This window comes from Rhizobium leguminosarum, assembly GCF_010668065.1.
Lineage (GTDB): Bacteria > Pseudomonadota > Alphaproteobacteria > Rhizobiales > Rhizobiaceae > Rhizobium > Rhizobium leguminosarum_S.
Genome location: NZ_WUEN01000003.1, coordinates 1 through 17,421 on the forward strand (window position 1 = coordinate 1; position 17,421 = coordinate 17,421).

Annotated in this window: 11 protein-coding genes and 1 pseudogene; 6 read left to right on the top strand and 6 right to left on the bottom strand. The window is 62.2% G+C overall.

Going from position 1 to position 17,421, the window contains the following annotated elements:
- Together GR198_RS08485 and GR198_RS08490 are read left to right on the top strand one after the other, a co-directional pair.
- A pseudogene (locus GR198_RS08485) lies at positions 1–726 on the top strand (hypothetical protein); the annotation flags it as partial.
- A 120-nt stretch (positions 727–846) separates the two neighbouring features.
- Positions 847–2,100, top strand: a complete 1,254-nt coding sequence (locus tag GR198_RS08490; RefSeq protein ID WP_164069033.1) for an MFS transporter — start codon at positions 847–849, stop codon at positions 2,098–2,100.
- Positions 2,101–2,650: 550 nt separating this feature from the next.
- Here GR198_RS08490 and GR198_RS08495 read toward each other — a convergent pair.
- The 6 genes from GR198_RS08495 to GR198_RS08520 form a co-directional block, all read right to left on the bottom strand.
- Entirely contained in the window at positions 2,651–3,133 is a 483-nt protein-coding gene (locus tag GR198_RS08495) for a MarR family winged helix-turn-helix transcriptional regulator (RefSeq protein ID WP_164068284.1), read from the bottom strand.
- Positions 3,134–3,261: 128 nt separating this feature from the next.
- Complete coding sequence (locus tag GR198_RS08500; RefSeq protein ID WP_029874454.1) at positions 3,262–4,296, bottom strand: leucyl aminopeptidase; 1,035 nt, start codon at positions 4,294–4,296, stop codon at positions 3,262–3,264.
- Positions 4,297–4,341: 45 nt separating this feature from the next.
- Positions 4,342–4,983, bottom strand: a complete 642-nt coding sequence (locus GR198_RS08505) for an N-carbamoylsarcosine amidohydrolase (RefSeq protein ID WP_164068286.1) — start codon at positions 4,981–4,983, stop codon at positions 4,342–4,344.
- A 58-nt stretch (positions 4,984–5,041) separates the two neighbouring features.
- Positions 5,042–5,794 (bottom strand): maleate cis-trans isomerase family protein, encoded by a 753-nt coding sequence (locus GR198_RS08510; protein WP_164068288.1) that lies wholly within the window; start codon positions 5,792–5,794, stop codon positions 5,042–5,044.
- An 89-nt stretch (positions 5,795–5,883) separates the two neighbouring features.
- Positions 5,884–6,681: an alpha/beta fold hydrolase gene (locus GR198_RS08515; RefSeq protein WP_164068290.1), complete on the bottom strand. Its 798-nt coding sequence runs from the start codon at positions 6,679–6,681 to the stop codon at positions 5,884–5,886.
- On the bottom strand, positions 6,678–7,814 hold the full coding sequence (locus GR198_RS08520; protein ID WP_017997013.1) for an FAD-dependent monooxygenase: 1,137 nt from the start codon (positions 7,812–7,814) through the stop codon (positions 6,678–6,680). Before GR198_RS08520 ends, GR198_RS08515 begins: the two co-directional genes overlap by 4 nt.
- Before the next feature lie 352 nt (positions 7,815–8,166).
- Here GR198_RS08520 and GR198_RS08525 point away from each other — a divergent pair, with 352 nt between their 5' ends.
- The 4 genes from GR198_RS08525 to GR198_RS08540 are packed head-to-tail and all read left to right on the top strand — an operon-like array spanning position 8,167 to position 17,178.
- Entirely contained in the window at positions 8,167–8,691 is a 525-nt protein-coding gene (locus GR198_RS08525) for a (2Fe-2S)-binding protein (protein WP_164068292.1), read from the top strand.
- The gene (locus GR198_RS08530) at positions 8,688–12,227 is read left to right on the top strand and encodes a molybdopterin cofactor-binding domain-containing protein (RefSeq protein WP_164068294.1); all 3,540 of its coding nucleotides are present in this window, start codon (positions 8,688–8,690) and stop codon (positions 12,225–12,227) included. The genes GR198_RS08525 and GR198_RS08530 overlap by 4 nt, the downstream gene beginning before the upstream one ends.
- A gap of 11 nt (positions 12,228–12,238) precedes the next feature.
- Positions 12,239–14,923: a carbohydrate-binding protein gene (locus GR198_RS08535; protein WP_164068296.1), complete on the top strand. Its 2,685-nt coding sequence runs from the start codon at positions 12,239–12,241 to the stop codon at positions 14,921–14,923.
- A 17-nt stretch (positions 14,924–14,940) separates the two neighbouring features.
- Positions 14,941–17,178 (top strand): MGH1-like glycoside hydrolase domain-containing protein, encoded by a 2,238-nt coding sequence (locus tag GR198_RS08540; protein WP_164068298.1) that lies wholly within the window; start codon positions 14,941–14,943, stop codon positions 17,176–17,178.
- Positions 17,179–17,421 lie beyond the last annotated feature (243 nt).

Here is a 17,421-nt window from a genome sequence, read left to right on the forward strand (position 1 = left end):
CAGCTGATGCTGCTGGGGGTGGCGGGGTTCATCGGGGTGTGGCAGGCGCCAGGCGTGGTCAATGACTGGCTGGTGGCGAGCGATCCGGTGACGGTGCCCGACGCGACGATCACCGATGGGGAATGCCATGCGCGGCGGGTAGTATTCGTCGATTGCTCAGCCCATATCACCTATGACATCAACGGTAAGAGCGTTGAGCACGATATCGAATTGATGTTCGTGGATTTCAACACGGGCGATTATGAGGTCGACGTGGTGCGTTCGGCATCGCAGCCCAGCCGAGCGGCGCTGTCGCTGGGGCTGGACATGCTGTGGAACCGTACGTTCGTGGACAGCGCCCTCGTGCTGGGGATCGCGGCAGCAGGGATTGGCCTGTTCGCGGGAGGCGCCAAGAGCGATCGCAGCCGCCGTTTGGCGCGGCGGGAATCCACGCTGGATCTTCGGGAAGTCAAAGTGGTCCAAATCAATCCGGTCTTGGGCGGTAAGTATGTGCAGTTCCAACATGGCGCCGACCGCAAGGGCAAGCCGCTGCTGGCGCTGTCGCGCTTTGGTGGGAAGGAAGAGCCCTATTGGCTCGACGGGCAGCGCGGGATGGCGTTGGCGGCGCTACCGGAAGGGGCGAGCGTGCCGGTACTGCTCGACGCGGAGCTCAAGCGGCTCGATGCCTCGCCGCCGGAGATTGCGACAATTGCGGCGCGATTGAAAGGGATGATGGCGGGGGCTTGAGGATGGGCTCGTCAAACAGGTATTCAACGCACCGAAGCTCGTCATACGAGACGGATGCACTTGGCATTAGTCGAGAGCGTTCAGTTCATAATCGGACCCTGAGGAGTTCTCGCCGTGGCCATGTTTGAAAAGCGGATGACTGCGACAGGTGGGTCCGATTCTGGCGACGTCGACTCTGTGTATGCCTGGTGGCGGCTGGTACTCACGTTGATCCTCGGCACCGTTGCCTGCGTCGGCAATTGGTCCGTCGTGGTGCTTCTTCCAACCCTGCAAGTCGAGTTCGACACGGTGCGTGGCGGTGCCTCGCTTCCCTATACCTGCACGATGCTTGGCTTTGCCTTTGGCGGGGTTGTAATGGGGCGTCTGGCCGATCGGGTCGGCATCGTCGTGCCAGTGCTGATCGGCGCGTTCCTGCTTTGCGTTGGCTACATCCTGGCTGCCCTTACCACCAATATCTGGCAGTTCGCAGCCTTCTCGCTGGTAATCGGCCTTGGATCAGCTGCCGGCTTCGCGCCGCTGATATCTGACCTCTCTCTTTGGTTTAGCAGGCACCGGGCGCTCGCAGTCGCCTTTGCGGCCTCGGGCAGCTATCTTTCCGGGGCGGTTTGGCCGATGGCTATCGAGCATTTCCAGACGACCCAGGGCTGGCGTGCAACCCATGTCGGAATCGGCATTTTCATCCCACTGGTGATGGTGCCCATCGGTCTGCTGTTGAAGCGGCGTCTACAGACCGTAACCTATGTCCAGGCCGAGGCGATAACCGAAGCAGCACGCAACGAACTGGGCCTAAGCCCGAACGCGTTGCAGGTCGTCCTTGTCGTCGCGGGCTTTGCGTGCTGCATGGCAATGTCAATGCCGCAGGTCCACATCGTCGCATATTGCGGGGATCTCGGCTACGGTGTGGCGGTGGGCACGCAGATCATCGCCTTGATGCTTGGACTGGGTGTCGTCAGCCGCTTGGCGTCCGGGGCGGTCGCCGATCGGATCGGTGCCGGGCCGATGTTGATCCTCGGTTCCTCGATGCAGGCGGCAGCGCTGCTGCTATATCTGTATTTCAACAGCAAGTCGTCGCTCTATGTGATCTCCGGCCTGTTCGGGCTATTTCAGGGTGGCATAGTTCCGATGTATGCCGTGATCATTCGGAAATATCTGCCGCCACGTGAGGCGGGTATCCGCATCAGCCTGGTGTTGATGGCGACCGTACTTGGAATGGCTTGTGGGGGCTTGGCCGCTGGCTATATTTTCGACGCCACCGGCTCTTACCGCCTGGCTTTCCTGCATGGCTTCCTGTGGAACTGCGTCAACCTTGCTTTGGTGAGCTGGTTGATCCTATGGCCAAGGCTGCGCCGGAGGCAGCAGGCGTTGGCGACGTGAACAGGGGCACTTTCTGTTTCTGACCCCGCGACAATGCTCTCGATTTACTGCCCAACGCGCTAACCAAAGCTTCTCGATTCCACACTTTAAAACCCCACCCCCCTGATTGTGGGGATGGGCAGATCACTAAGAGACACCTACTACCAAGGCCAGCATTATCCCGCTCCGAAGAGCGGCGCGAGATCGAATTGGGCATTTGCACTCACAGCAGTCTTCATCAGTACGGTGGGCGCTTTGGCATCCAGGACGGGATCGTGGCACCAATACTGAAAATGGGTTCGTTGACGGTAGGACGCAATGTGCCCGACCGGCGACAATAGCTCCCGGCAATCCGATGGCGGTCTATTAGAGCAAGGGACTGGCAGTCCCGCGGCGCTCGCAACCGTTCAGCTCCTCGGCGATTTCATCTGCGTCCCGCTTTCGAAGTGCACCAGATCCTTGCCGTTCGTGGCGGCCGGAAGTCCTGTCAAGGTGTCCATGACTGTCCAAGAGCCGCCATCGGGCTCGACCCGATAACGGTCGCCACTCGTAACGCAGGGCGCCAATCTCGTCACCGCTCTCCAACCTCATCGTCCGCGATTTTGCGAAGAAGATACAGCAGCGCAATTCTCTCCGCCGGATTGAGGGGAGAGATGGTTTTCTCGCTGATGAGATATGCGCGAGGATACATGTCCTGAAGCAACGCCTCACCCTTCGGCAGGAGAGAAATCACGACTTTGCGGGCGTCGGCTTTGTCTTTGGACAGATCGATCAATCCACGTGCTTTCAGACGCTCGACGATCCCGCGGATGGTCGCCTGATCGACCGAGGTGGCCTTCACCAATTCGACCTGCGAGCTCGGGCCGAGATCGTGTAGCGCGCAGAGCGTGACGAACTGGACCGATGTCAGGTCTGGGTCACTGGCGTTGGCCTGGAAGATCGAGAGATGCCGCTGATAGGCTTTGCGCAGCAAGTGACCCACTTGCTCGGTAACATCATAGACGGTTTCAGACACCGCGGCTTCACGTGGGCGTTCGGTGTCTTTGACAGTCATGTTAGCGGGTCCATCGGTTGCGGCGTCTAGTGCGTCCATGCAGGAAACACCACAGCATGTTTCACCGGTCAAGGCATACGAGGCTCGAGCTGCTTGGCGTGTTTTCACGCCAAGCAGGTGGGTTGTGATCAGGATTTGACGGGGTGCTTCATTTCCTTGACGGCGATATCGCCGTTCAGGACCATCGGCTCATCGTCGAGAAAGAGCGAGCAATTACGCATCGGGATATCGAGATGGCAGGCCGTGTCGTTCGGGCCGCCCAGTTCATTGTTCGGGCCGGTCGAGAACATGACATTGCCGTAGAACGAGCGGGCCTCCATGCCCATGCCGCCCGGAAATTCGCCGGGCACCATGCGATGCCACTTGGCGTTTTGATTAAGACCCCAGCCGACATGGCTCATGCCCATGCCACGCGGATCGTTGAAACCGTCCATGTAGGATTTGACCAGCTCGGCGTCGAGGCCGCCGCGAATGTCGGTGATCCAACCGTTTTCAATGGTGTAGTAGATCGGATCGCGCACGTAGATGTTCTGCGGCAGCAGAATATCGCCCGGAGCAACGACGATCGTACCGTCGACGCCGTCATCGTCACCACCGGTGAAGACAAAGCCGGATGGCCAATGATCCCAGCGGCCCGGCTCGTCGGTGCACGCATATTCCGTGACGGCCGGATAGGTGTTGAGCTTGTAGGTGACATCCGTGCCATGGTCCGAGGTGATCCGCATCACCTTCGCCTTGGACAGCAGGTCTCCGGCAAATTCCACGCGCTCGCGCAGTTCCTTTGTCGGCAACATGCGGGCAAGAATTTCCGGCGGTTCGACGGCGGTCAGGATGCGCGTTCCGGCCGCCTGGATCGCCATCTGTTCCGGGCTGAAGAGCAGGAAGATGCAATCGATCAGCATGTCGGCGGCCTTCAGGGCCTCGACCGCGTCAGGCATTGCCGCGAGGCCTGTCTGGCCGACGGCCCATGCACCCGCCGGTGGCACCGGCGGCAAACGCATGTGATACATCTTGGCCCCTAGACGCATGCCCGCCGCCATGAAGGCGTCGGCATAATCGAGGCGCTCGTTGCCCTGGGTCAGGACGATGAGTTTTTCGCCCTCGTGGACGCCCGACATCTTCAACTGATGCAGGCAGATTTCGGTGAAGCTGAATTGATCCATGCTCGTTCCCCTATCTTACGTGAAGGCTTGGCTGTTTTTGCAAAGTTACGGACAGTCGGACTTGATCTTGGCGATTTCGGCGATGGCATCCTCCCTCGAAACGACATCGCCATACTTGCTGTCGATATCGAAGAGGTTGGCATTGTGCGGATCGGGGTGCCGGTCGCCGACGCAATCGCGCACGACGATGGTCCTGAACCCGTGCTGGACGGCATCCACCGCACTTGCGCGAATGCAGCCGCTTGTCGAGCATCCGGCAAGAACGACGGTATCGATACCTTGCGTGTGAAGTAGAGAGGCGAGACTGGTGCCGAAAAAGGCGCTGGCATATTGCTTGACGACGACCAGCTCGCCCTTTTCCGGCTCGACGCCGTCGCAGAATTCGGCCAGCACGTTGCCCTCGACCATGGCCATCATGACCGGAGCCTTTTTCACCCACATGCCGCCATCGGCGCAGTTCTCGGCGAGATAGAGAATGCGGGTGTGGATGACGGGAATGCCTGCGGCGCGCGCCGCAGCCAGAAGTGCTGGTGTTTGTGCGACGGCATCGACGACACCCGGCGCATAGAGCGGCGCACCTTCCACCGTGTAGGCCTTCAGGAAGTCGATCACCAGAAGGGCCGGCCGCCGGCCGAAACCGATGCGGTTGCCCCAAACGCCCTGATAGTTGGTTTCAGCACTCTGCATGGGGCACTCCTTGTTTTCCTCCGCCGCAATGCGGCCGGAAACGACAAAAACTTCAGGTTCAATAAGCGCCGGACAGAAGAGCACCGGCACCCGGCACCACGGCTTCCAGTCCCAGTGATTTCAGCATGCAATAGGTGGTCGCCACGGCGGCGGTGAGCACCGGTTTGCCGGTCATGGCCTCGACCTTGGCGATGACGGGCAGTGACGGCATCTGCACGCAGGCCGAAAGCACGATGACATCGACATCGGAAAGATCGAGCGTCTGGACGATGGCCGGCAGGTTTTCCGGATCGTGGCGGGCAACATCCAGATTGTCGGGAATTTCAAGCGCCCGCCAATCCATCACTTCGAAGCCTTCCTCGCCAATATAGTTCACGACGAGTTCGGTCAGCGGCTTCATATAGGGCGCGACGACGGCGATCTTCTTCGCCTTCATCACCTTCAGGCCCTCGATCAGCGCGCCGGCGCTTGTGACGACCGGGATGTTCGTGTCGTTTTCCTGCGTGCGGCCGGTCAGGCGCTTTTCCGACTGGCGATGGTAGCCGAGGCCCATCGCCATGATGGCGACGAGGCAGGCATATCCCAGCACGTCGACGCGGGCATCGGACAGTTCGATGGCGCACCGATCGGATTCGGCGTCCATGGCGGCCAGTTCTTCCTTGACCACCTTCTTCATGCGCATGCGGCTGGAATGGAAGGTGAAGCGCTCCGGCCGGATCAACTGGCGAGCCATCAGCATCGCCGGAATTTCCGTCTCCATCGTCGTGTTGGAACTCGGCACGATCTGGCCGATACGATAGGGTTTCTGCACGGACGGCTCCTTTGATGAGTGAGCGGGCGCACGTTGGGCGCTCTCGCTGCGGCAATAAAAATGGCGGGCCGAAGACCCGCCATTGGCGTTTATCGGGAGAGGAAATCTCCAAGCGCTTCGAAGAAGCCGTCGAGATCGTCCCAAGGGATCATGTGGCCGGCATTCGGGACGCGGCTGATCTCGATAGCGGGGTTGAGCCCACGGATTTCCGCTTCATCTTCCGGCGCAATCACGCCGCCACGTCCCGCGACCATCAGCATCGACGGCTGCTTCAGTGTGGCGAAATCCGGGAAGATGTCGTCCTTGTGGAAGTCCTCGAAGGCGGTGACGATGGCAGGCTCGAAGCAGGTGTGCAGCCATTCGGCGCGCAACTGCAGCTGGCTTTCCGTCCATGTCGGGCAAAACGCCTTCATACCCTCGGCATCGATGCCTGCCAGCGCCAGGCGAATGCTATCGACATACCAGGGCAGCTTGCTCGGATAAGGCCGGCGGCCCGGCCCGGAGACTGGGGGATCGATAAGGGCGAGGCGGGAGAACTCGCCGCCGGTATTTGCCGCCCGCATGGCGATGCGCGCACCCATCGAATGGCCTAGCAGCGCAGGAGCGCCAACACCGAGCGCCTCGGCAAGGCCGATGACGTCGGCGGCCATGGCATCGAGACCGTAGTCGAGATCCGGACCGGGCGAGGACAGGCCGCGTCCCCGGACATCGAGAACGTAGACGTCATGGCGTTCGGCAAGGCGTTCGGCAACGAAGCCCCAGGTGATCGCCGGGCTGGTGATGCCGGGAATGAGGATGACCGGCCGACCCTTGCCGCCATAGCGGAGGTAATGCTGGCGAATGCCGTTGGCAGAGACATTCGCGCCGTAGAGAAGGGCCGCGCTCATGCGACGCTCTTGTCGAGGATAGGCTCGGCATAGACGTCGTAGCCGTAGACCCATGAAGGATCTTCCTGCGTCTGCAGGAACGTATTAGCGTTGGACACGGTCTGAACCTGCGTCGCGCGATCGCGTCGGCTGGCCTCATAGAGGCGGAAGGCGGTCGCGTAATCCTGCGATCCGGTTTCCTCCAGGCATCGTGCCAGCATGGCCGCATCCTCGATCGCCATGGCGGCACCCTGAGCCATATGCGGCTTCATCGGGTGGCAGGCATCGCCGAGCAGGACCATGCGGCCCTGGCTCCAGAGCGGTAGCGGGTTACGGTTGAACAGCGGCCACTTGGTGACGTCGTCGGTGGCTTCGATCAGCGCCTGGATGACCGGATGGTATCCGGCAAAGGCTTCCGACATTTCTTCGCGGCTGCTCTGCACGAAAGCGCCGTCGAATTCCCAGGCGGGGTGCGGAACGCCGGTCACGTAGTAATATTCGTCGCGGCGGCTGGTGGTGTAATAGACCATCATGTGGCGATCCGGCCCCCACCACTTGACGCAATCCTCGAAGGTCAAGTCGAACTTCTTCAGCTTTTCCGCCGAGATCATCGCGCGATGACCGACCCAGCCGCTATAGTGCGGCTTTTCGGCGCCCAGCAATGTCTCGCGGACGCGCGAATTGATGCCGTCGGCACCGATCACGATCGTGGCACGCGCCGAGGTGCCGTCCTGGAATTCGAGGTAGACATCCGAGCCATTGTCTTCGAGGCGGGTCAATCGCTTGTTGAACTGGACGGTGCCGGGAGTCATGGTGTCCATCTGCAAGGCAGAGAGATCGCCGCGATGGACGGTACAATAGGTCGCTCCATAACCTTCGAGCGGAATGCGGGAGAGATAGTCTCCCGTCAGGCCATCCCGGCTGAACCAATAGGCCGGCGTGCTGCTGATATCGATCAGCTTCTGGTCCATGCCGATGCGCTGGAAGATCTTCAGGACATTCGGTCCCATGTGGATGCCGGCGCCGAGGCGGGAAAAGCTCGGGGCCTGTTCAAAGATCTGGACGTTGAAGCCGGCATGCTGGAGCAGCGCCCCCGCTGCCGCGCCGCCGAGGCCGGCACCGATGATCGCGATTTTCTCATTTCCCGTGGACATGGCGACCCCTTTTTTCCGTTTTTCAACGTATCGCTCTGGCGATAGGCGAATTGGCTTACTTATAGCGTATACGCTTTAAAATGCAACAGCGAGACAAGCATTCGTGGCCGGCTGGTTTAAATGGATACCCCAGCGTAACGCGTTTTTCGACGTTTGCAACAACGAAATTCGACTTGCCAGCTCTCCATATGAAGCGTATACGCTATTTATATAAAAATGAGGGGCAGTAGATGCGTGATGTCGGTGACAGTCGCATCGTTATGATGCGCACGCGCCGCCAAGGCGCCCGCCGTATAGCGATCCGTCCAGTAGCAAAAGGCCTGGCTATTTGCGCGATGCTGGAGGAGTTGCCGTGAAGCCTCCCGTTTCCGTTTCACTGAATGTCAACGACGCTCTTTGGCGCGTTAGCGCGAAACCGGAAACACCGCTTCTTTACATCTTACGTAACGACCTGTGCCTGAATGGACCGAAATATGGCTGTGGCCTGGGCGAATGCGGCGCCTGCGCGGTTCTGGTTGACGGCCGTCCGGTGCGGTCTTGTACTGTGCCGCTTGGCGCGATCGGCAAACGACGCGTGATCACGCTCGAGGGGCTGGCGGTGGATGGGCTTCTGCACCCGGTACAGCAGGCTTTCATCGAAGAGGCGGCGGCGCAATGCGGGTATTGCCTCAACGGCATGATCATCGCCACGGTTGGACTGCTTCAGCGAAATACGGATCCCGACGAGGGCGATATTCGTGATGCTCTGCGGCACCATCTCTGCCGGTGCGGAACGCATGTTGAGATACTGGCCGCTGTGCGGCGCGCCGTAACCCTTACCAAAGCCGGCCGGCCAGTCGACTCGATGACCAACGACATGACGGAGGTTTCGCGATGAACCACCGCGAAGCACCCAAGTCCGCCTACATGGCAGCCGCGAGCACGCTTCTCATTGTCAATGACGCGTCGATGGGCGACGCCGCCGAGCTTTATATCGCTGTCGGGGCCGATAGCCGGGTGACAGCGTTCAACGGCCACGTCGATCTCGGGACAGGCATCCGCACGTCGCTGGCGCAAATCGTCGCCGAAGAGCTCAGCGTGCCGTTCGAACAGGTGGACATGGTGCTCGGCACGACGACCGCCGCGCCCAACCAGGGCGCGACCATTGCCAGCGAAACCATCCAGATCACCGCGATACCGCTGCGCCAGGCCGCCGCCACCGCCCGCCGCCATCTTCTCGTCAAGGCCGCCGAGAAGGTCGGCGTGCCGATTGAGCGGCTGCGGCTGGAGGACGGCATTATCCGTGCCGACGGCGGCGAGAACTGGCAGCTGAACTTCGGCGATGTTGTCGTCGGCAGCCATGTCAGGCTGTCGATCGACAGCAATGCGGCGCTGAAGCCGGCGTCGGACTATAAACTGGTTGGCTCGTCGCGCCCGCGCGTCGATATTCCCGAGAAGGCAACCGGGCGCTGGACCTATGTCCACGATGTGCGCGTGCCTGGCATGCTGCATGGCCGCGTTGTTCGCCCGCCATATGCCGGATTCGATCACGGCGAGCATGTCGGAAACAGCCTGATCTCGATCGACGAGACCTCGGTCGCGCATATCGACGGGCTGGTCGGCGTCGTCGCCATCGGTGATTTCGTCGGTGTTGTCGCGACCCGCGAGGAAATCGCCATCGAGGCCTCCGGGAGCCTGAAGGTCGTGTGGCGCGCGCCGCCCGAGTGGCCGGATCTGAACATGCCGGAGAAGGCGCTGCGTGCCAATCCGTCGACGCCACGCAAGCTTGCCGATCGCGGCAATGTCGACATGGCATTGGCCGGCAGCGCCCAGCCGATGAACCGCACCTATGTCTGGCCTTACCAGATGCACGGTTCGATCGGCCCGTCCTGCGCGGTGGCCGATTACAATGACGCCGGGCTGACCGTCTGGTCGGGAACCCAGAACCCTTATCCCATGCGCCGCGATCTGGCGCTGCTGCTCGACATGCCGGAAGAGCAGATTAGGGTCGAGCGGCTGGAGGCGGCCGGCTGTTACGGCCGCAACTGCGCCGATGACGTGACAGCCGACGCGGCGCTGCTGTCGCGGGCCGTCAAGGCACCCGTCCGGGTCCAGCTGACGCGCGAACAGGAACATGCCTGGGAGCCGAAGGGCGCCGCCCAGATCATGGATGTGCGCGGCGGTCTCGACCTGGAGGGCGGTCCGTCCGCCTATGATTTCGAAACGCGCTATCCCTCCAATCTGGCGCCAACCCTTCCCCTGATCCTCACCGGCAAGCTGCCGCCCGTATCCGACGTCGTGCAGATGGGCGATCGTACCGCCATCCCACCCTATGCCTACGGCAACCTGCGCGTAACCGTGCACGACATGCCGCCGATCGCACGCGCCTCCTGGTTCCGTGGCGTGTCGGCGATGCCGAATACATTCGCCCACGAATGCTACGTCGACGAGCTGGCCGCCGCCGCCGGCGTCGATCCGGTCGAGTACCGGCTCCGTTATCTCCACGACCCACGCGCCGTCGACCTGGTGCACGCGCTTGCCAAACGGGCGAAGTGGGTGCCGCATACGACGTGGGGCACGCTCGGCGGCGAAGGCGATCTGCTCTACGGCCGTGGATTTGCCTATGCCGTCTACGTCCACGGGCCGTTTCCGGGCAAGGCCGCCGCCTGGGCTGCATGGGTTGCCGATGTCGCCGTCAACAAGAAGACCGGCGAGATCGCGGTTACCAAGGTGACATGCGCGCAGGACTCGGGAATGATGATCAATCCCGACGGCGTGCGCCACCAGATCCACGGCAACATCATTCAGTCCACCAGCCGGGTGCTGAAGGAAAAGGTCGAATTTTCCTCGACTGCGGTGCAGTCGAAGGAATGGGGCGGCTATCCGCTGATTACCTTCCCCGAGGTACCTGATATCGACGTGCTGATGGTGCCGCGCCAGGACGAGCCGCCGCTCGGCGTCGGAGAGTCCGCCTCCGTTCCCAGCGCCTCGGCCATCGCCAATGCCGTCTACGATGCCACCGGCATTCGTTTCCGCGAACTGCCGCTGACGCCGGAACTGGTCCTTGCCGCGCTGAACGGCAAGACGGACGAAACGCCGGCCACCCCGGTCGCAAAAAAGCGGAGGTGGTGGAACGTCGGCCTGTCGGCGATCGGTGCCGTCGCCGCTCTGTCCGGTATCGTGACCATGGCATCGCCATGGCGCCCGGCGATCGGCACCATCCAGAAGCCGGACGCCAATGTCTACAGTGCCGCCACCATCGAGCGCGGCCGGCTGGCGGCGGCGGCCGGCGCCTGCAATGTCTGCCATGTCGGAAACGACGGAACACCCTTTGCCGGTGGCCGGCGCTTCGACACGCCATTTGGCGCAGTTTATGCCACCAACATCACGCCCGATGTCCAAAGCGGCATCGGCGCCTGGTCCTACCCGGCCTTCGAACGTGCCATGCGCGAGGGCATCAGCCGCGACGGCCATCACCTCTATCCCGCGCACCCCTACACCTCGTTCGCCGGCGCCGAGGATGCCGATCTTCAGGCGCTCTACGCCTACATGATGACGCAGGCGCCGGTCGCCGAAAAGGCGCCTGAGACGAAGCTCAAATTCCCCTACAGCATCCGCGCGATGATGGCGGGCTGGAACGCGCTGTTCCTGAAGGCGCAGCCGTTCAAATATGTCGAGACCCGCGATGCGCAGTGGAACAGGGGGGCCTATCTCGTCGAGACCTTGGGCCACTGCTCGGCCTGCCACACGGACCGAAATGCGCTCGGCGCGGAAAAGAGCGGCAGCGCCCGGCTTTCCGGCGGCTTTGCCGATGGCTGGGAGGCGCCGGCCCTGAATGCGTTCGCCAACGGCCCGGTCGGCTGGACGGCAGACGCCTTCTATGACTACCTGCGCACCGGACATTCGCGCGATCACGGCAGTGCCGCCGGCCAGATGGCGCATGTCGTCGAGGTCATGCAGCCGCTGCCGGACAGCGATATCCGCGCCATGGCCACATATCTCGCAAGCCTCAACGAGGGCCTGGCCGATAGCAAGGCGCAGAGCGAGGCGGCCATTGCCGCGAGTGAAGCGGCCAAGGCTTCCGCCGCGCGCATATCGCCGAAGGGCGAGCGGCTGTTTAGTGGCGCCTGCGCCACATGCCACACTGGAAACACGATCCTGTCGTCGCTGGCGCTCAACAGCAACCTTCATGCGGCGACCCCTGACAATCTTATCCAGGCAATACTGAACGGTGTCGAGGCGCCGGCAATCCTGGCGCAGACGACCGGCCGCCAAGCCCCGGAGGTGATGTCGATGCCGGCTTTCCGCCAGACGCTGAACGACGGCCAAGTGGAAGACCTTGCCGATTATCTGAGAGCGCGCTTCGCCCCCGACAAGCCGGCCTGGACGGAAACGACCAAAGCCATGCAACGCGTGACGGCAGCAAGCCACTAGGGAGAGACGAGTTGGAGCAGATCCGAACCGGACAGGATATCGGCGGCCGCGACTTGTTCGAGAACCCGACAGCCGCATTTCGCCCGTCGGCCTATTGGTTCTGGCATTCGATTCCGACAGAGGATGTTTGCCACGCGCAGCTCGCCGATTTCAAGCAGAAGGGGATCGGCACGATCCTGATCCAGGCCCGTCTCGCAATGTCGCGCGATGACTACCTGTCGCCGGCCTATCTGGACGCCTATCGTGTTGCGGCTGAGATTGCCGGCAAGCTGGGCCTGAAGCTCGGAATCTACGACGATTACAACTGGATCAGCGGTCACGCCGGCGGCCGGACGGTCGTGGACCGCGACGACCTGCGCGAGCGCCACCTGTTCTGGTCGTCCTCGGGAGGGGCGCAGGGCGAGATCAGCGGCGTCCATCCGCCGTTCACCCGCAAGATGGGCGCCGATATCGTCGCGTGGCAGTATGAGGGCAGCATCGTCGAGTGGTGCCAGTGGACCGTCGAGGCAGCGCTGCTGCATCCGTCGGTCGGCATCGACAGCCTCGACAAGGTGGTCGACGTCACGGCGCGGACATTCGTCGTCGAAAGCGACCGAACGTCGTGCACCTACCTGTTCGACGGTGTACCCGCCGAGGGGCAGATGCTCACGGTGTTCGTCAGCGCCCGGTCGACGACCTCGCGGCTGATCAATTATCTCCTGCCAGAGGCAGCGGAGCGGTTCATCGAGGTCGGGCTCGACCCGTTGGTCGAGGTGCTTGGTGATCTCCTGCCAGACCCCGTCGGCTTCGTGTTCTACGACCAGCCGGCGGCGGGTTTCTACAAGTGGAGCCAGATCTCCGGTGACCTCGGCAACAGCCTGCTCTATGCGCCGACGCTGCCGGACGTCGTGTCGCGCGGCACAGGCGAAACCTTCGCCAGGGCCCTGTTGGCGCTGGTGCGTGACGTCGGACCTGAAACCCTGCGGCTGCGCGCGCAATTCTACGCCGCCTATTCGGCCCTGATGAACGAGGCCTTCTCCGGCACGTTGCGCCGATGGGCCGAGGGCAGGGGGATCGTCCTCACCGGACACGAGATCCTGCCGCATGTCAGTTCCTGGTCGCTGAACGGCGGTTTTACCAGCATCGACCCCAGGGTGGCGCTTGCGGTGGATTTCTTCGGCATCGATGCCTACCGGCACGAAACGGCCGTTGATTGCAACAATTTGGTGGCGCAGCTGGCGCCGAAGCTCGGCGACTCCGTTGCCCGTTCGAATGGTCGCAGCCGATGCGTCGTCGAAACTTATGCCAGCGCCGAGCGAACGCCCGTGCGTGCCGCCGGGCAATGGGAACTGACGCTGGAGACGATGCGGGAGCAGGCCATCCGGCTTCACTGCCTCGGGACCCGGCAATTCCTCTGGCACGGCGTCTACCAGACGGACGGGCGCGACAACGATCCGACGCCGTTTTCCAATCCACGTTTCGATTTCGGGCCGGGCATCAATTTCGAACCGTGGTGGAGCTACCACGATCTGTTTGCCGAGGAGACGGCACGGATTTCCGCCTTCATCGAGGGTGCCACGCCCCGCACGCCGGTTGCGATCCTTTATCCTCTTCATACAGGCTTCGCAGAAGGGCCGCGCCACAGCCATGCAACCCATATCGGCGCCTGGTGCGAAGGGCTTTTAGCAGAAGGCTGCGACTTCATGTTCGTCAGCGAGGCCGATTTGGCGACCGCTACGATCGAGAACGGCCGCCTGCGCGCGTCCGGCCTTGTTTTCGATGCTGTCGTTCTGCCGTCCGTCACCGTGCTCGAGACGACGAAGACCTTGCACACGCTCGCCGTCTTCAAAGCGGCGGGTGGTGCTGTCTGGTCTTCAGGCGAGCGGCTCTCCACCGTCTGCGATGGCGCAGCGGGGCGTGCCGTCGGCCCGTCGATCCATCTCGAAGGAATGCCCGGCAAAGGCGACATCACCGCTCTGTTGCAGTCGCTTCGGTCATCGGGTCCAGATCTTGCCTGTCATTCCGCGGGCAGACCCTGGCAATGGGTGGGGTATGAGGCCGCTGGTTGGTGGCGGGTCGTGCTGTTCAACGATGGCGCATCGCACCTCATCAGTGAGATTTCCTTCGGCGACGGTTTCGCGTGCGAGGTCTGGTCCGCGACGACGGGAGACGTGGGAAAGGCAACCGCCTTCAGCCACCTGACAGTCGCGCTCGCGCCCCAGGAGGTGCAATGCATTCGACTGGGCGAGACGACGCAGAAGACCACCGTGAAAGGCCATCTCGAGCACCAGCCGCTGCTTGCCGCGGCTCGTGCCATATCGCTTGTCGACGGCTGGAGCTTCGCGCCGGCCCCTGACGCGGGATTCGTGCCGATCTCGGTGGTTGCAGGGTGGGAAACGCAGGGTTTTGCCGGTTTCTCCGGTACCGGCATTTATCGGCTGGCGCTCGAAATCGGCGATGAGGCCGAGTGGGTCCTCGAATTGCCCGAGGTCCACACGGTGGTAGCGGCGCTGCTCGATGGCCGGCAGATCGATCGAAGAGGCTGGCGCCCCTATCGCTTTGCTCTGGGGCGGCTGCTTCCAGGCGTCCATTCGCTGGAACTGCGCGTCGCCAACACGGCCGCAAATCGCTACTACATCAACACGCCTTATCTCGGTGACATCGCCGACAAGAGCGGCTTGTCCGCAGCACCGAAACTTATCCAGCTGGCAAACTGACCGGAAGTTACAGATCCATGCTACAACATTCGACGATACCCCTGATGCGTGCCTGGAATAGCTGGTCCAACCGGCCGGCCGAAATGGTCTTCCTGCCACTCGGCGTGCGGATCACACCGGTTCTCTATTCGACCCGCAGCAAGACGACCTCCGCGATCGAGCCGCGACGCGATATGGTTCGCCTCGGCCGTCACACCATCGACGGCTCGCTGATCGAGCTGGAGACCGAACTCAGCGGCACGACGGTCGCCTTTTCTACGACGAAGACAGACCCCTTCGCCATCCGCGGCAGCTGGAACGGCAAGGTATCGGCCGAGTGGGGACTGCGATTCTGGCTGACGCTGGCAATCTCCTCAGATGGCGGCGAGGTGGTGGTCCATGACGCGGGCCGCAACATCACGCTGCTGAAGGTCGGAACGCGCTTCGTGGCGGTCGCGACCGCCGAGGCGCCGGTGCACGTCACCGGCCATGAGACGATCGACGCGCTACGGACCGACTTCGAGGAAAACGGTTATTTCTATACCGCCACCCGCAGGAGCGAAGCGCCGTTGATTGCCCTGCGTTTCAATCTAGAGATGATGCGCCAGGGCGCCTATGCCGCAGGCGTCGCCGACAGTGCCGAATTGGCGATCGCCAAGGCGCAGACATGCCTTGCCGCCGGCGCGCCAGCTGCCATTGCCGATGCGCAGACCGGCATGTTCGAGGGCGCCCTAGAGGCGATGCGTGACGTCGTCGCCTGGAACACCATCTGGGACGAAACCAACGCGCGTTCCTACACGGCGGTCACCCGGATCTGGAACCTCGGGAAATTCGCCGTCTGGTTCAACGACCAGATTTTCGCCGCCCTTCTTGCGGGCGTGTTCGACGCCGATCTGGCGCGCGAAAACATGGCAACCGCGATGGCCGGCGCAACCCCGCAGGGCAATATCGCCTGCATCGTCACCTCCAACGATGCCTGGGTCGATCGCAGCCAGCTGCCGTTCGGCGCACTGGTCGTCTGGCAGCTCTACCAGCGGACGGGCGAGCGGTCGATGATCCAGGCAAGTTACGAGGCGCTGGTACGCAATCGGCGCTGGTGGCAGGACAACCGCGATCCGGACGGTTTCGGCCTGCTGTCCTGCGGCACCTCCGACGTGGGCGAGGGCCTCTACAAGGGGACGGCTTTTGCCGCGCGCAACGAGACCGGCATGGACAATTCCGCGACCCATGACGAGGCGATCTACGATCCCGTCACCCGGACGCTGTCGACCTTCGATCTCGGCCTCAACTGCGCGGCCGCTCTCGATGCCGAGATGCTTTCGAAAATGGCCGCCGTGCTCGGCAAGTATGACGATGCCCGCGAATTCGCCGCCTTGGCCGAACGTCAGCGGACGCTGATCTCGCAGACGCTCTGGGACGAGAGCCGCGGCATCTTCGCCAATCGCCAGCGGCGCGGCGGATTCGTGCGCTCGCTGTCGCCGACCAGCTTCTACCCGCTGCTGTGCGGCGCCGCGACGCCGGCGCAGGCGGCGCGTCTGCTCGAGCATCTGAGCGACGAGACGACCTTCGGCGGCGATTTCGTGCTGCCGAACGCAACACGAGACGATCCGGCCTTCGCCGACAACGTCTACTGGCGCGGCCGCATCTGGCCGAACGTCAACTACATGGTCTGGCTCGGCCTGCGGCGCTACGGTTTCGTGGCGGAGGCGAGCAAGCTGGCAAGCCAGAGCTACGACCTGTTCATGAAGAATTGGCGCGAGCATCGTATCGCATCCGAAAACTACAACGCGGTGACCGGCGAGGCAATGGATCAGGGCGATACCGATCCGTTCTACATCTGGGCCGCCATGCTGCCGCTGATGGCTGCCAGTGAGATTGTTGACTTCGATCCGTGGACCGGATGGACGATGCGCCATGCCGGCCGGGATGTGGTGCTCGGACCTATGGTTTCGCCGTCGGGAACGCTCGAGCTGGTCGTCAAGTCCGGAACACTGGTGATGACTTTGAACGGGCGCGCAGCACTGAAGACAGATCTGCGCACCACGCTGTCGCGCATCGTCTTCGCCAACGGGCGGGTGGCCTGCACGATTGCTCCGGTCTCCGAGGCTGGTTTCATCGAGTTGCCAGGCTTGGCATTGGGCGATGTTCTTGCCGCCCGCATCAACGGGCAGGACATCAACTATGTGTCGGGCGGCGACGGAATACGCGTCATGATTGCTGAACACGCGGAGGATCGCCGGCTCGACGTCTATTTTTCATCGTCAAGCGCTTACTAAAGCAAGGCAGTGCTTGACAGGTCTCGATTCCTCACAGATAGTTTGTGTACATATAAAATAAAAGACTGATGCTAAAGTCAGAGGGTTGAACGAACAGCTTGCAGGAGATCCGTGGATTCATGCCGGCCGCTCAGTGAAGTGATGTGCTGTTCTTACAGAAGTGGTGTGCCGCTGCGTCGCAGCGCGCGCTTCATTTCGCCGAGACGTCAGCGCCCCACGGACAATGCCCATCTGCTTTTAGTA

Coding starts and splice junctions, on each gene's coding strand:
- GR198_RS08515 (WP_164068290.1), bottom strand. CDS start 6,681: ATGAGCGCGGCCCTTCTCTACGGCGCGAATGTCTCTGCCAACGGCATT.
- GR198_RS08530 (WP_164068294.1), top strand. CDS start 8,688: ATGAACCACCGCGAAGCACCCAAGTCCGCCTACATGGCAGCCGCGAGC.
- GR198_RS08505 (WP_164068286.1), bottom strand. CDS start 4,983: ATGCAGAGTGCTGAAACCAACTATCAGGGCGTTTGGGGCAACCGCATC.
- GR198_RS08540 (WP_164068298.1), top strand. CDS start 14,941: ATGCTACAACATTCGACGATACCCCTGATGCGTGCCTGGAATAGCTGG.
- GR198_RS08500 (WP_029874454.1), bottom strand. CDS start 4,296: ATGGATCAATTCAGCTTCACCGAAATCTGCCTGCATCAGTTGAAGATG.
- GR198_RS08495 (WP_164068284.1), bottom strand. CDS start 3,133: ATGACTGTCAAAGACACCGAACGCCCACGTGAAGCCGCGGTGTCTGAA.
- GR198_RS08520 (WP_017997013.1), bottom strand. CDS start 7,814: ATGTCCACGGGAAATGAGAAAATCGCGATCATCGGTGCCGGCCTCGGC.
- GR198_RS08490 (WP_164069033.1), top strand. CDS start 847: ATGTTTGAAAAGCGGATGACTGCGACAGGTGGGTCCGATTCTGGCGAC.